Annotated in this window: 8 protein-coding genes; all 8 read right to left on the minus strand. The window is 61.8% G+C overall.

What is annotated here, in order from left to right; genetic code table 11:
- Positions 1 to 3: 3 nt before the first annotated feature.
- The 8 genes from M5G11_RS08075 to M5G11_RS08110 all read right to left on the minus strand — a co-directional run bounded on the left by M5G11_RS08075 (position 4) and on the right by M5G11_RS08110 (position 15,881).
- Positions 4 to 369: a flagellar protein FlaG gene (locus M5G11_RS08075; RefSeq protein ID WP_273911032.1), complete on the minus strand. Its 366-nt coding sequence runs from the start codon at positions 367 to 369 to the stop codon at positions 4 to 6.
- Positions 370 to 441: 72 nt separating this feature from the next.
- Positions 442 to 1,290, minus strand: a complete 849-nt coding sequence (locus M5G11_RS08080; protein WP_273911031.1) for a flagellin domain-containing protein — start codon at positions 1,288 to 1,290, stop codon at positions 442 to 444.
- A gap of 295 nt (positions 1,291 to 1,585) precedes the next feature.
- Positions 1,586 to 2,527, minus strand: a complete 942-nt coding sequence (locus M5G11_RS08085; RefSeq protein WP_273911030.1) for a ketoacyl-ACP synthase III — start codon at positions 2,525 to 2,527, stop codon at positions 1,586 to 1,588.
- 248 nt (positions 2,528 to 2,775) lie between these two features.
- Complete coding sequence (locus M5G11_RS08090; protein WP_273911029.1) at positions 2,776 to 6,363, minus strand: glycosyltransferase; 3,588 nt, start codon at positions 6,361 to 6,363, stop codon at positions 2,776 to 2,778.
- Positions 6,364 to 6,402: 39 nt separating this feature from the next.
- Positions 6,403 to 7,560 carry a dTDP-4-amino-4,6-dideoxygalactose transaminase gene (rffA, locus tag M5G11_RS08095; RefSeq protein ID WP_273911028.1) on the minus strand — a complete coding sequence of 386 codons (1,158 nt, stop codon included), beginning with the start codon at positions 7,558 to 7,560 and terminating at the stop codon, positions 6,403 to 6,405.
- A 259-nt stretch (positions 7,561 to 7,819) separates the two neighbouring features.
- Complete coding sequence (locus tag M5G11_RS08100) at positions 7,820 to 10,597, minus strand: glycosyltransferase family 2 protein (protein WP_273911027.1); 2,778 nt, start codon at positions 10,595 to 10,597, stop codon at positions 7,820 to 7,822.
- A gap of 56 nt (positions 10,598 to 10,653) precedes the next feature.
- Positions 10,654 to 14,235 (minus strand): glycosyltransferase, encoded by a 3,582-nt coding sequence (locus M5G11_RS08105; protein WP_273911026.1) that lies wholly within the window; start codon positions 14,233 to 14,235, stop codon positions 10,654 to 10,656.
- A gap of 77 nt (positions 14,236 to 14,312) precedes the next feature.
- Positions 14,313 to 15,881, minus strand: a complete 1,569-nt coding sequence (locus M5G11_RS08110) for a flagellar hook-associated protein 3 (RefSeq protein ID WP_273911025.1) — start codon at positions 15,879 to 15,881, stop codon at positions 14,313 to 14,315.
- Positions 15,882 to 15,884: the final 3 nt, after the last annotated feature.

The raw sequence follows: 15,884 nt of genomic DNA on the forward strand, positions 1-15,884 counted from the left end.
GCCTCAGGCTTTGGCATCGAACAGCAGGCTGTTCACGTCGCTCAGGCTGTGAGCGATTTTCAGCGCCTCTTCCGACGGCAGCTGACGAATCAGCTCACCGGTTTCCGTGGCGATGACTTTGACGACAATTCTGCCGGATTCTTCATCCGTGGAAAACTCAAGGTTACGACGCGAGGAGGCGAGAAAAGTCTCGATATCCTTAACCGCTCGTTTCACCTTTTCTGCTTCAGACACACCATTATCGGCGGCCTTTTCTACCGGCTTGACCGACTCAACCGCGTCAACCGGCTTGACTGCCGGGCGCTCGCTGACTGGTTCGACCGCTTTCACCGTCGGGTAAGACAGGTTCAGCTTTACGCTCATATCCATGTCAGCCACCTCTCAATGCAAAAGGCGGAGAAGTGCCACGAGTGCACTCCTCCGCCGACAACCATGAGCTGATTACTGAAGCAGTTTCAGTACAGCGGATGGCAGTTGGTTGGCCTGGGCCAGAACCGAAGTCGACGCTTGTTGCAGAGTCTGCTGCTTGGTCAGCTGGGCAGTTTCAGCAGCGAAGTCGGTGTCTTGTACGCGACCACGAGCAGCATCAGCGTTTTCGTTGATGTTCTGCAAGTTGGCGATGGTGCTGCTCAGACGGTTCTGCTTGGCACCCAGGTCGGCACGGGCGTTACCGATTGTGCTCAGTGCCTTGTCGATGGCGCTCATTGCGGCCGAGAAGTTGCCCTGGGCTGCGGTGCTGTCGCTACCGGAGATGGTGATGCCAGCGGTAACGCCCAGGTCGGTAGCGGTGAACTTGCCGGTCAGGTCGATGGTGATCTGGTTTTCTGCACCAGTGTTCGAGCCAACCTGGAAGGTCATGACGCTAGCCGAACCGTCCAGCAGGTTCTTGCCGTTCAGTTGGGTGGACTGAGCAATACGAGTCAGTTCCAGAGCCATCTGCTGGAATTCACCGTCCAGGGAAGTACGGTTGCTCGAGTCGTTCGAGTCGTTTCGCGATTGCAGAGCCAGTTCACGCATACGCTGCAGGATGTTGACCTGCTCTTGCATCGCGCCTTCAGCGGTCTGGGCGATCGAGATACCGTCGTTGGCGTTTTTGATAGCCATGGTCTGACCGCGGATCTGCGAGGTCATACGGGTAGCGATCTGCAGGCCAGCAGCGTCGTCTTTGGCGCTGTTGATACGCGTGCCGGAAGACAGGCGAGTCATCGAGGTGCTCAGAGCGTCGGAAGCGCGGTTCAGGTTTTTCTGAACGTTCAGCGAAGTGACGTTGGTGTTTACGGTTAATGCCATGACGATTTCCTCGTTAGTGGATACTGCGGCTTCCGGCCCTGGCAACCGCCGGGTGTGGCCTAGAGAACCTTCGTAATAGTTATCGTCGTCTGGCGCGGTTGCTTTAGGGGTTTTTGCAAAATTTTTACTGGCACCCTGCCACCCCAATGAAATCAAGGGATTGACGTCAATAAACCAGCCGCATTCCTGAACCGCCCGTCCACTTTTGGCGCCACCCTTCACCCTTCGCACGCAAAACACCCAGGCAAAAAAAAGCGCCACCCATAAGGCAGCGCTGCTTTTCAGCACGGACAGATCAGTCCGCGCGCTCGATAATCGCAGAACCCCACGACAACCCAACGCCAAACCCGCTCAAGGCCACACGCTTGTGCGCCGAGCCCAGCACATGTTTCTCCAGCAATAGCGGAATGCTCGAAGAAACGGTATTCCCCGTCTCGACCATGTCCTTGACGAACTTGTCGGCCGCCACCGTCTTGTCTTCTTCAAAGCGCCGCGCCACGGCATCGACAATCGCTGCACTGCCCTGGTGAATACAGAACAGGTCAACATCGTCCGCCGCCAGGCTGCTGGCCTCGAGCAACTGACGCAGGTGCGCCGGCACCTTGAGCAAGGCAAAGTTGAAAACCTGACGACCGTTCATGAAGAACACCCCGTCATTCACCTTCAAGTGCTCGGCGCCACCACCGTCGGTGCCAAAGCTCGACTTGCCGAGCTGCCACGGCGCATCCTCGCCCATCCAGGTAACCGTGGCAGCATCACCAAACAGCATGGTGGTGTTGCGGTCTTCCGGGTCGACAATCTTCGAGTACGGGTCAGCTGTGATCAGCAGGCCATTCTTCAGCCCTGCGGCCTCCATGAAGCCCTTCATGGCATAAATGCCATAAACGTAGCCGGAGCAACCCAGGGAGATATCGAACGCCGCCACGTGCGTGGGCAGGCCCAGCTTGTGCTGGACGATTGCCGCCGTGTGCGGCAGGCCCTCGGCATCACCGTTCTGGGTAACCACGATGAGCGCATCGATTGACTCAAGGGACAACGAAGGATTGGCAGCGAACAAGGCTTTGGCAGCCTCTACACACAAGTCCGAGGTTTCTTGACCCGCTTCCTTGCGCGGCAGAAAGGTCGAACCGATCTTGCCGAGAATGAAATCCTGATCCTTGCCGAATTTCGCACCCTGGGCGTAATTGTTCACGCCCTCGACAGGTACGTAGCTCGCAATACTTTTGATGCCAATCATTGTGGCTTCCCGATAGACATGACGGATTTTCGCGGGCACCCGTCCCCTGCTGACAAGGGATCTTACGCAGCGCCGCTCCTGGCCACCGGCACCGCCCGCTGATTCATTAGCTTAGAGATGCACGTTTCGACTGCCAAGTCACGGCATTGTACGCGAAGCCGCTCAATGCCTGTACACAGGACTTTGCAGTCAGCACCAGCACCGCAGCGATCCGTTCGGGAAGAACCGGTCGCTGCGCTGACCTTTCGTCAGTCTGCCAGCCAGGCATTGCGCCACTGCTCAAGGCGCACACCCTCAAGCATCCAGTCACGCCGCACGGTGCCTTGCAGCACTTCGCCCAGGCTGCCAGAAGCCTGCGGATCGCCCAGGTGCATGCGGATGGCTTCCAGCCAATGCGCCACGCTGTTCTCCACCCGCGTCAGCGGCAGCACGTCGATACCGGCAAACCCTGGTACCTTGCTGCACACCACCGGGTAACCGCACGCCGCGTTTTCCAGCAGGATGCTATTGCCTGAGCAGGCCGTAAGCAGGCTGGAGGCCATGGGTGCCAGCGCCAGGTCCAGGTTCATCCCCGCCAGTGCAGCCGCACGCTGATCAAGGGGAACGTTGCCATAATGCTCGCTGACGTAAGGCCGCAGGGCGTCCGGGCAGTCGCCCTGCACCACCCACTCGACCTCCCCAGCCAGTGCCTTGACCACCTCGACCAACAGGTACGCATCGACCGCACCGCTCCAACCGACACGCGGCTTGCGGCCCATCTGCCGACGACCATTAACCTGGCTCCACCACACGCTGGGCAGGCAGTTTTCCAGCACACGGATGTCATCATGTTGACCGGCAACCACCTCTGCCAGCGACGGCGTCGCCACAATCACCCGATCAACATGCATCAGGCCATGCTGCAGGCGTTGCAGGATGTCCTCGCTGGTGTATTGGCCATCTGCACTTTGCAACCGCATGTCCGGCAGATAACCGTCCAGGTCATACACCTTGAAGGCCCGAGAGAAGGCACGCATCTGGCGCATGTTCTGCAACTGCGCATCGTCAAGCGGACGTTGCAGCACGATGCTGTCTGGCTTGAGACGCTCCAGCTCAACCAGGGTCAGCAGGCTCGGCGCAGTCATCGCCTCCACCCGACCCGCGTCGCACAGTGCCTTGAGCGGCTGCTGCACGCGCAACTGCCCGGCGACCGATTGAGGGGCTGGATAAGCCAGCACCAACGGCAGTGGCTGCCAGCTCTGCAAGGGGCGCCAGGCCAGGGCATTGCTTGCCGTGGCAAAACCGCCGCCGGCCTGTAGCGACAGATTGGCGTTGTAGGCCGGGTCCAGGGCCAGTTGCGCCAGCCAGCGGGCGTACAAGGCATCCTGATCCTCGAGCGTCACCGGGCCCGTGTCACGCGGGTCCATCAGCAATTGGGCATGGGGCGTCCAGACATTCAGGTAGCCCGCCTCCCGCAGCCGCAGACACAGGTCTACGTCGGCCCAACGCGCCAGCAGCGGGTCTTCGACAAAGCCCCCCGCCTCCAGGAACAGCTCCCGGCGCAGCATCAGGCACTCATCGCTCAATGCTGAATAGCCCTGATCTACCTGCAACCGGCCCATATAGCCGCCATCTTGATGGGACATGCCCTGGAAAGCCCGCCCGACCGATCCGCCCAGGCCCAACACCAGGCCCGCATGCTGGATCTTGCCTTCGGCTGTCAGCAGCTTGGCGCCTACGGCCCCCACCTCAGGACGCAAGGCGTGGTTGAGCAGTGGCTGTAGCCAGCCGCGCCCGAGAATACCGGCACCCGCGCCCAGCCACAGCAGGAGATCACCCCGAGCCTGCTGCGCCGCATGGTTACAGACCGCGGCGCGCGAGTGTCCGGCGTCATAGCGCAAGACACAAATCTGCTCCCCGCCGATTTGCTCCACGGCATCCAGCCATTGCCCGGTGGCTTCATCCGAATTGCCCTGCGCAATCAAGACGATTTCAAAGCCACCTGGCAACTCGGTGTTCTCCAGCAGCGACTCGACACAACGCTGGAATTGCCCAAGACGCCCCTCCAGCACGACCAGGATGCTGACGGCAGCCGCCTGGGCGTGCCCATAGTCAATCCGGTAGCGCCCCGGCAAGGCAGGTATCGGCAAAGCTTGCCCTTGCGGGTAACCACGCGCTTGCAGGTGCCGTTCGATCACTGCACGCACCTGGGCACAATCACGCAGACGCGGGGCTTCGCCGATCAACAGCGGCTCGGCAATATGCCCGACACTCGCCAGGCCTTGCTGCTCGATCAAGCGCAGCTGGTATTCCAGCTCGAAAGCCTCACCACTCCCTGCGTCGAAGCCACCCAGCTGTACGCAGCTTTGACGATGGAACAACCAGTGCGATGAGGTACTGGCCGGGAAACTCAGCAGCAGGTCGAGGTTCAGGTCCGGGCGCAATGCGAGGTCGACAACACCATCGCCCATGCGCATCGCTTCGTCACCATAGGCCGCCAGGCAGGTCTGCGGCGCGGCCATCAGGTCCAGCGCCGCCACCAGCAAGCCGCTCGCAGTAAACTCGGCGCCCGCCTCAACGACGATGAACCAGTCGCAGCGGCTATCACGCAACAGTGCATTGATCATCTCGGGACGTTGCGACACCTCGCACGTCACCGACTCGACGCGCGCATCGACCGACACTGCCGATGCGTCACTCGCCGCCAGCACACGGATGTGCACGTGCGGGTATAGGCAGCGCTGCGGCTCGAGGCTGGTCAGGGTCCTGGCCAGCAAATGCGGCTGGCTGCCGCTGTCCAGCACCAGCACCCCAATGACCGGCGCCTGCGGGCTGTCCAGGCGCGCACTTATCAGCTGCAACTGCTGCGCGTCCGGGTATCGATTGCGCAGCCAGGAAATCCCCCCCAGGCGGTCTTCGGTCGCCACCTGATTAGCCGCAGCCTGGGTCTTGGCAATGAACACATCCAGTTGCGACCAGAACGCCAGCGTCGCCACCACGTAGCGCTGCAGCGCACCGCCCAAGCCTGCCTGGGCGGTAGCCAATGCATCGGGCTGATCCAGCATGGCAAAGCCGGAACTGCCAATGAAACTGGTCTCCAGGAACTGTTGGTCGACGTTGTGGCCGGGCACGAACACCACCGGGCACCCGCACAGCACGGCGATCATGCAGGTCATCGACCACTCGTACGAATACAGCACCTCTGCCGAGCGCAGCACCTGTGCAAGCGCTTGCAGCGACAGTGCGCTGGCCATGCTGAGCATCTGCGTGTCGGCGGGGAACAGCGAGTGATCGATCTGCTCCAGCGGATAACGGTTCTGGTAGAGGTAGCGCCCCTTTCTGGGCGCATCGCTTGCCGGTGGATTGAACAGGGAGATGTCGATCACCGGCAGGCAAAGCAGGTCCGGGTTGGCATGACCCCGCTGTTCCGCCAGTTTCGGGCCGTAGTAGAACATCAGGTCAGTGGCGGCCGCCTCCATGCTCTTGCCCGAAATCAGGCCCTCGAAATTCAGCAGGAAGCGCGAGACCACCTGGCAACCCAGTGGGTTGCCGACCACGACCTCCGGGTAGACGGCGATCGCCACCTTGCCAGCGTCGCGGTGACGCTTTTCGATGAGCGCATCCAGCACGGGGGTCTTCAGGTTCGGATTGAGCGACTTGGCGCCGCACAGGTAGGCCTCGCGCCCACTGAGATTGAGGATGTGACACAGATAGTGCAGCGACACGATCCCCGAAGAGGTTTCCCGGTAATCGGGAGCCAGGATGTAATAGGGATTCTCAGGCTTGGCGAACATCAGGTTGTGGCGAAACATCGCCTGCTCAAGCTCCCGCTCGTCGACCTGCAACGCGTCGGACATCGTAAAACTCCACTCTCGAATTAGGGGTGCAACTCAAATTCAGACGCCCGAACGGTCAGCCTGGAAAAAACGTGCAACACAGGCACTCACGTGCGCGACCTGCCGGCTGCGCATGTCGGAGTACAACGGCAGGCGCAACAAGCGCTGCGATACATCCTCGGTCACCGACAGCTCACCGCTGGTGCGCGAATAACGCAGGCCTGCCGGCGAGTCGTGCAGTGGCACGTAATGGAACACCGCGTAGATACCGCGCTCACGCAGGAAACTGATCAACGCTGCACGTTCCTCAGTACTGCGCATCAACAGATAGAAGATGTGTGCGTTGGCCGGTTTGTCATCTTCTGTTCTCGGCAACTCGAAGAAGCCGTCATTCGCCAGCGGGCGCAGCAAGCTGAAATACTTCTCGTACAGCGTCCGGCGATGCTTGTTGATGCGCTCGCCGTGCTCCAGCTGTGCGTAAAGGAACGCCGCCGTCAGCTCGCTGGGCAGGAAAGACGAACCCACGTCCACCCAGGTGTACTTGCTCACTTCACCACGGGCGAAGGCCTTGCGGTTGGTGCCCTTCTGCCAAATGATCTCGGCGCGCTCGATCAGCCGTGGGTCATTGATCAGCAACGCCCCGCCTTCGCCGCTGATGACGTTCTTGGTTTCGTGGAAGCTCAGGCAGCCAAGGTGGCCAATGGTCCCCAGCGCGCGTTTCTTGTCCCGGGCCAGGATCGCCTGGGCGGCGTCCTCAATCAGGAACAGGCCGTGCTTGTCGCAGATTTTCAACAAGGCATCCATGTCACAGGGCTGACCGGCGTAATGCACGGCGACCACTGCCTTGGTCTTCTCGGTGATGGCTGCCTCGACCAGGCGCTCATCCAGGTTCAGGGTGTCATCACGAATATCCACGAACACCGGCACCGCGCCACGCAGCACGAAGGCATTGGCGGTGGAGACAAAGGTGAAGGACGGCATGATCACTTCATCGCCAGGCCCGACGTCCGCCAGAATCGCAGCCATCTCCAGCGCTGCCGTACAGGAGTGCGTCAGCAAGGCCTTGTTGCAGCCCAGGTTGTGCTCCAACCAGTCCTGGCACAATGCGGTGAACTGACCGTCACCCGCGATCACGCCATTCATCACTGCCTGGGCAATGTAGAACAGCTCCTTGCCGACCACGAACGGCTTGTTGAACGGGATAACGTGCTTGTCCAAGATAGCGCCTCCAGTACCCGAGCCGCTGGCTCGAGCAAAATTCATCAGTTTCAGGTAACCCCTGCGATCGGCCGCTGGCTCAATGGCAATGATCCCTTCTGTTCCTGTCAATAATCCGCCGTGCTCCGGCATGATCCTGACGCCCGCAGCGCCTTGTCTGGTCGCGGATTCGCGGTACCAGGCCGTCAACGCTGCCGCCGCTGAACGTCAGGCAAAAAAAAGCCGGGTATAGAACCCGGCTTTTGCAAATCCCGCGCCATCAGCTCAGATCAGCGAGCCACTCCAGCAGCGGTGCTGCACCCGAACGCGAGACGTCCACCCCAGAGTGCGAGTCAATCTCGACCCGACTGCTGAAGGCACCCGGCCAACGCGCGGCAATGGCCTGGGCCTGGGCAGCCTGCAATTGCACGACGTGCTCATTGAACACTTGCGCCAACGGCGTCCAGATCACCAGCAGGCCTGCTTCAGCGACCTGCAGGCACAGCTCGATGTCAGCCCCGGCGATGTCCTGCAGCCCATCGCAATGCTCGAACACGGCCTTGCGCACCATCAGGCAGTCGGCGGATACCGCCGCGCAGCTGCGCACTACCGCTGGCCACAGCGCGCGTTCGCTCGCCTGGGTAGACAAGCCGACCCACGGGGTCTGCACGCGCGCACCGTCCAGCAAGGCGTAGCCAGCATGGCTGCTTGCACCTTGGCGGTCGATCAGGCGGGCACCAACCACACCGACTTCAGGGCGTTGCGCATGGTTGAGCAGTGCCTCGATCCAGGCCGGTGTCACCACCTGGGAGTGGCTGGAAAGCACCGCAAGGTACTCGCCCTTGGCATTGACGGCAGCCAGGTTGATCAAGCCAGCGTGGGACTCGTCCTGCGCGCCGCTCAGCAGTTTCACCCGGGTGCCGAAGCCCTGCAGGGCTGCGGCGGTCTTTTCGGTTGCCGCTTCGCGGCACGCCACCAGCAACTCATAGCGCGGGTAGCGGGTGCGTTGCAGGACACTGACCAGGCACAGCTTGAGGTCTTCGAGGTCCTCCTCGGCGGCGACCAGAATGCTGACCAGCGGCGTGGACTGATGACGGAAGTCGACCTGCATGCGGCCACCCCCGGTGTCGCTGACCTGACCACGATAGCCCAGCAGTGCCAGGTGACGGTTGAGCGTGGACAAGGCATCGCTGGCCATCTCGGCCTGCATTGCCTGGCCAATCACCAGGTACTCGTCCATGTGCGCCAGGCAGCCAAGACCGCTTTGCTCGATCAGTCGCAGCAGCAGGTCGAATTCCAGCGCTTTAGGGTGCGCATCGCTGTACCCACCCAGATCCAGCACCGCCTGGCGACGTACCAGCCAGTGCTGGGCCATCAGGTCCGGACGGCTGCGCAACAGGTCGAGGTTGCCGCCTTCGCGAACCACGCTGACCAGGCGCCCTTCCTTGTCACGCTGTACTTCGTTGGCAGAAATGGCCTGGCAGCCAGGGGCCGAGGCCAGCTCCACCTGCAAGCGCAACAGGCCGCCCGTGGTCAGCATGTCGCCTGCGCGCAGCACCATCAGCCATTCGCTTGGCAGTTGCTGGACCACTTTGTTCAAGTGCGACACCAGGTTGCTCGCCGACACCTGAATGAAGTGCAGGGTATCGCGGGCCGTGGTGATTGCCGGCAGCTCGCCGGCTTTCAGCACCACCAGCTTGAAGTCGCGCAGACCACTGGCCAGCAGACTGTCGAAGGTGGTTTGCAGGCCGGTATCGTCATCTTCCAGATCGACAACGACGAAAGCGATCTGCGCCGCTGGCTGCTTGCCCAGGTGCGCCGCAATACGCTGTTGCGCGGCCGCATCCGGGGTGGCGGCAGCAATGGCCTGCAGCACCTGGCCGGATGCCGTGGCGTTCAACCAGGCGCGCGGGTCGATGCCCGGCAATGCGTCCAGACGCGCCATCCACTCACGCAGCTCCCTCGCCTTGGCGGCGTCGGCCTTGGCGGTCAGGGTAGAGGCCAGGCGACGGCACACTTCAGGATTGAACAGGCTCAGTGAAAGCGCCTGCCAGTAACGCGCCTGCTGGCTCTCGGCGTTGTCGTTGGGGTGTTCGCCCAACAGCTCAAGCTGGCTGACCCAGGTACCTTCGACGGCATGCTGGTGGCGCTGTGCAGATGGCCAGGCATGCAGCAGGAACTCGAGGTCAGTGAGGCACTCGAACAGCGGCGCGTTGTAGTACGGCAGGCTGACGAACTGGCGCGGCTCGAAATTGCGTTCCGGCTCGGTGGTCATGCCACCCCATTGGGAGGTGAAGAGCAGTGCATCTTCGCCGCCGGTAAAGGTGTTGCGTACCAGCTCGTTGATGATCGAGAAACCGTCATCGTCGGCACACAGGCGCAACTGTTCGGCGTCCCACTGGCGCAGCAGACGAACCGTCGAGGCCACACGCTCGTCACGCTCCACCTGGGTCAGCACACTGGGTGTATAGAGGCTGACGGCGTCGGTTTGATCCAGGCGCGCAACCGAGCCCTGGGCCAGCAATGCGTACGACAGGGCGACCAGCCAGGCATCAAAGGAAAGACCGGCCGGCAGACTGTCCAGTGCGCCTTGCAGGGCGTCGACCCGAACCACCGCACGCCAGGCCGATTGCCCGGCATTGGCATACTGTTCAAGCACCCCGCGCACGCCTTGGCTGCGCGGCGCTTCAAGCGCCGAACCAACCTTGTAGTACTCGACCACACTGTTGCCTGGGTTGTAACCCAGCACATGACCCTGGGCCATCCGGCAATCCGGGTGTGCCCGCAGGTAGCCGACGGCAGCGTCCAGCGCAGCCGCCAACAGGAAGTCGGCATCCAGGGCCAGCGCCACGAACGGCGAAGCCACCTGGGCCAAGGCACCCTGCAAGCGCTGCGTGCATGCTTCGCCGGACAATGTCGGCAAGGCCTCGTCAAGGGCTACGCAGGCCACACCCAGACCCTGGTGATAGTGGGCGGCACGCGCCCGGAAACCGGGCTCTGCATGCCCCAACAGTACGACCGTAACGTCCTTGCGCAACCCGCTTGCATTCTCAGTCATAAAGCACCTAACCCTAATGTTGGATATCCGGCCGGACAGCACCCGGCCGGCGTATATCAATCAGCCAACCAGCCGTTGGCCCATTGCTGCAAATTGTGTGTATTGAGCACGTAGTCACGCAGGACCACTTCGCGCAACGCGTCGCCCTGGCGATAGCTCGCCTGAGGATCAGCCAGGTGCATGCGGATCGCTTCCAGCCAGTGCTCCGTGGCGTTGCTGGCCACCCGCGTGCACGGCAGATACCCGCCATAGGCCTTGGTATTGGTGCAGATCACCGGGAAGCCGCAGGCGCCATATTCCAACAACCGCAAGTTGCTCTTGCAGTCGTTGAACAGGTTGACCTCCAGCGGCGCCAGGGCCAGATCGAGGTTGAGGCTGGCGAGCTTCTGCGGGTACAGGTGCAGCGGCACGCCGGCGTGGAATTCCTTGATATAGGGGCGCAGCAACGCCGGGCACATGCCGAAGAACACCCAGTCGACCTGATCGGCCAGGGTCTTGATCACATCCACCAACAGTTCCAGGTCGCCCCGATGGCTGGAGCCCCCGGCCCAGCCAACGCGTGGCCGGGCAGTGGTCTGGCGCTTGCTTTTCAGGCCATCCCAGAGCTCACGGGCCAACATGTTGGGTACGACCCGAATGTCGTGGTGCATGCTGGACAAGGCATCAGCCAATGGCTGGGTCGACACCACCAGGCGATCACACATGGCGATGCCGCGACTGACCAGCTCACGCATGTTGTCCGGCATGTTACGCCGGTGCTCGTTACGCTCCGGCACTTCGATGATGTAGTCATCGATCTCGTAGATCCGTCGGGCCGACGAGAAGCGCTTGAGACGTTCGAACTCGTCGAGCGATTCAGCCATGTAGCGACACTGAAGGATGATCACATCCGGCTTTTGCCGCTCCAGCTCGATCAGGTTCGGGAAGGTGTAGCTCAGTTGCCCCTGGATCCAGCCCGCCCGCTCAAGCTCGGTATGCGGTTGCGTGACCCGGTAGTGACCCACGGCGCTGGTATTGAGCGGCAGTGCCGTGACGAAAGGCAGCACGCGATTGAGGAACGGGTCCCAGCCACTGCGCAGCCCCGGCTCGATATTGAAGCTGGACATGCGCAGGCTGAGGTTGCGGTTGTAGGCCGGGTCGTCGGCTACCGTTGGCAGCCAACGCTCATAGAAAATGTCCTGGTCCCGTTCCAGCTTCTGCGAGTCGCTTGATGGTTTGACCGGTGCCGGTGTGGCCATTTGCGCAACCACCGCAAAAGGCGTCCAGACCACCAGGTAGCCCTGCTCGCGGACCCGCAGGCAGAAATCGGCATCGGCAAACTCGTCAGGCAGGGCAGCAGCATCCAGCCCGCCCAGTTCACTGAACAGCTCGCGGCGCACCAACATGCAATGGTCGTTCACCGCACTCAGGTTCTGCACCGACGCCAGGCGGTTCATGTAGCCATTGGAATCGGCCGTATGGCCGATGAACGGGCTGGCAGCGATACCATGCAGGCCCAGGATCAGCCCGGCTTCAACCACGACGCCGCTCGAGTTGCAGAATTTTGGCGCCACCACTGCCACTTCCGGACGCAGCCCCTGGCGAACCAACTCACCGAGCCACTGGGCATCGAAGCACAGGCTGTTGGACTTGAGGAACAGCAGGTAACTGCCGCGCGCCTGGAGGCTGGCTTGGTTGTACAGGGCCGGGCCGCAGTGGCCAGGCAGCTCGAGGATTCTCAGTTGATCGCTGCCCAGGCCGCGCATTGCCTCAAGCCAGCCCTGCACATCGGCAGGTTCCTGACCGTCGGCGACGATCAGGATTTCGTAGTTGCCATAGTCGGTGAACTCGAACACCGACTCAACGCAACGACGCAGTGCATTGAGGTCCTGCCCTGCCGCAATGATGATCGAGACGCCGGGCGTGTCCGCATGCTGATACAGCACACGGGACAAGGTCGATCCTTCGGCGCTGACCAGTTCGGCCTCGACCCCCAGGCGTTGCAGGTGCGCACGCAGGATGCGTGGAGCCTGCTCCACGCAGGCCGGGGCCCGCTGCCAGGCACCGTAGCCATCACGGCACTGCACCAGCAATTCGGCGATATGCCCAATGGCGCGCAAGCCTTGACGCTCGACGATCCGCCAGAGCATGTCCTGCGGGGCCAGTACGTCGAATGCCGGATCAAAGCCACCCTCCTCAAGCAGGGTGGCGCAATCGAATGCCAGCAGGCGCCCGACAAAGGGGAAGCTGCGCATCAGGTCGAGATTGAAGTCCGGCTTGAAGATCGGCTGGCTGGCTTGCAGGTTGTCGTCAGTGCCTTCATCGATATACAGGCACAGGCTGTTGGCCTGCAGTGCCATACGCTCAGCCATGACCACCAGGGCATGCGGGTGCAGGCTGTCGCCCGCCTCCACGAGGAATACCCAGTCACCCTGCCCTGCCTGCGCCACGCAGGCGTTGAGCTGAGCAATACCATTGCCCTGCAGCGTCAGGTAGTCCACCGCCAGGCTTGACGATGGGCGTAGGCCTGCGTCGGCCAACACACAGACACGGCTTGGTGCGTAGGACTGCTGTTCGAGGCTTGCCAGGGTAGCCTTGAGCGCCGCGGCGTCCTCCCGAGGGGCGAGCACGACGACCAGGATCGGCGGTCGCCGTGGCCACTGCGAGATGCGCTTGGACAACAGACCGAGCTGCCCGGACGACAACTCACGGCAGCTCAGCCACTCGCTGTACATTTCATCAAAGCTGAGGCTGCGCGTACCCACCTGACGCTCGAACCCGGCCATCTGCCGACCGTGCACCCGGTTCAGCTCGAACTCTTCCCAGGCCTTGTCGTCGCCTTCGTCGTACTTTTCAATGGACAGGTAACGTACCCAGCCTGGCGCCGGCGCCGGCTCACTGGTGCGCGAAGCGAGCATCTGCGCCAGCCATTCGGTCTCGGCCTTGTGCGCCAGGAGCATCCAGGACTGGTGGCTCAGGCGCCCGACATGTACCCGCTCAAGGCTGAGCATGGTGTTCAGGTAGGCCAGGTGCCCCCGACGCAGCAAGCAGATGTACAGCGCTTCAACCAGACGCGCGCGGAAGCCATCACCGCCCTGAACCAGTTGCGCCAGGACGGCCTCGACCTGGTCCCGGCGCATCATCGAGTGGCTGACGCCACCAAACAGGTCCGGCAGGTTGGTCTCGAGCGACTCAAGCAGGTCGCCGCCATTCATGACCGCACTGCAAGGGGCAATAATGCAGTTGGCCGGGCGCATGGGCAACAGCATCTCGTTGGCCGCACAGATCAGTCGGTGGTTGACCACCAGGCTGACGTCCGGGCAGTCGACCAGCACTTGGGCCATCTGATCAATGCAGCCATCCATCAACCAATCGTCGTCGCAGAGAAACTTGATGAAGTTGCCACGGGACTGCTCGAGGCACACTTGCAAGTTGCGCGCAAAGCCCAGGGTCTGCGGGTTGCGCACATAGCGCAGGGTGCAGTTGGCTTTCGGCATCAACTCGTCGACGATGGCCTTGACCTCATCGGCGTTGCTGTCGTCGCAGACGATCACCTCAAGGTTCGGGTAAGACTGGGAGATCGCACTGTACAAGGTACGGCGCAAGAACTGGGCACTGAAGGCCGGGATGGCAATACTGACGAGAGGCTGTTCGATCATGATGGAAAACCTGGCGGGAAGCCCAGGTGATGCCCGTGAAAGGCATCACCTGGTCAGATGCAGCATGTGAGGGTCAATCAGAGCCGGTTGAACAGGCTCAGCGATGAGATCTTGGTGAATGCCAGCTGCGAGGCCTCCAGCATGGTCTTCTGCAAGCTCAGGCGAGTCAGCACTTCAGCCGGGTCTGCATCGCGAATCGAACTCTGGGTGATGGTGTTGGCCATCTTCAGGCTTTCGTTGGTCTCGGCCTGCACGTCCAGCGCCGCACCGCGGGCACCGATCGAGCTGATGGCTTCGGCGACCTTGTTGGCGCCGCTCTCCAGGTTGCCGATCGCCGAATCCAGCGCCGCCAGGTACTTCTGCCGGGAGGCTTGGTCGTTGTCAACCGGCATGGCCAGGGCCTTGCGGAACTCGGAGACGGAATCAAGGATGTTCTGGGTCTGGTGCGCGTCGACCTTGATCGCGTACTGGTCACCGGCCTTCATCGGGTTGGTGGCAGCATTGTTGTCAAAGGTGAACTGGACACCGGCAACCGTGGTGGTGTTGCCCGTCATGGTGCCAGTGGCAACCGGGCTCGAGTTCGGGCCCATCGGCTGCGCATAGACCTCATAGTCGGTCGGCGAGGTGAATTTGAACACCGCACCACCCCCAGGGAAAGCCTTGTGGTACAGGTCGGCGTCGACAATCTGGGCACCGGTGTTCTGTACTTGCGAGGGGTTGCCCGGGCTGCGCGAACCACTGATATCGTCGGGCTTGGAGGCCAGGGTGAAGGTGTGGCCAGCCAGTTCGGCACCGGTGTCACCCGGCTTGGGCGTGACATCCATACGCATGTCGACGCCACGGAAGTTGATGGTGCCAGACTTTCCATTGAACGTGCCGCCACCGGCCGCGTCCAGGGTCACGTCGTTGTTGCCGGCGTCAGTAATCTTGTACTGCGTACCGCTGACGAAGGTGATGGTGTAAGGCTCGCCGCTGCGGAAGCGGTCGTTGTACACGGTGCTGCCGGAAACCTGGCCATTGGACAGGGCCAGACGACCGTCGTTGACCGTTGGCGCGGTCATGGTGACCTTGCTGCGGCTGGTGTTTAGCGCCTGCTCGAACACCTGGTAGCCGTTTTCGTTGGCGGCGATACTCAGCATGTCCCCTACCTGCAGGTTCAGCGAGCCCTCGTCGCCCTGGTAGGTGTAGGTGCCATCGGCGTTCTTCGCATACGGCGGGGTGTCGGCGCGCGAGCCGGAGAACAGGTACTTGCCGTTCTCATCACGGCTGTTCATCAGGCTGTAGAGCTGCTCTTCGAGTTGGGCCAGCTCCTGGGCGTTGGCCTTGCGGTCGGTGTCGGTGAAACCACCGCTACCTGCACCAATCGCCAGTTCCTTGACCCGCGCCAGGATGTTGGTGATGCCATTGAGCGTCGACTCGGAGGTACCCAGGCTGTTGCGCACATTGGTGACGTTGCCGCTGTACTGGTCGAGCAGGCTGCTTTGCTGCTGCAGCTGCAACAGGCGCGCAGCGCCAACCGGATCGTCGGCAGCAGTACGCACACGGATATTGTCAGTGGCCTGCTGACCGGTATTCACCACGTTGGAGAAGTTGGTCTGATAGTTGGAGGAACTGGTTTGGTAGAACTGGGCAGTAGAGATACGCACGGT

It is taken from the genome of Pseudomonas fontis (assembly GCF_028656955.1).
In the GTDB taxonomy this organism is placed as follows: Bacteria; Pseudomonadota; Gammaproteobacteria; order Pseudomonadales; family Pseudomonadaceae; genus Aquipseudomonas; species Aquipseudomonas fontis.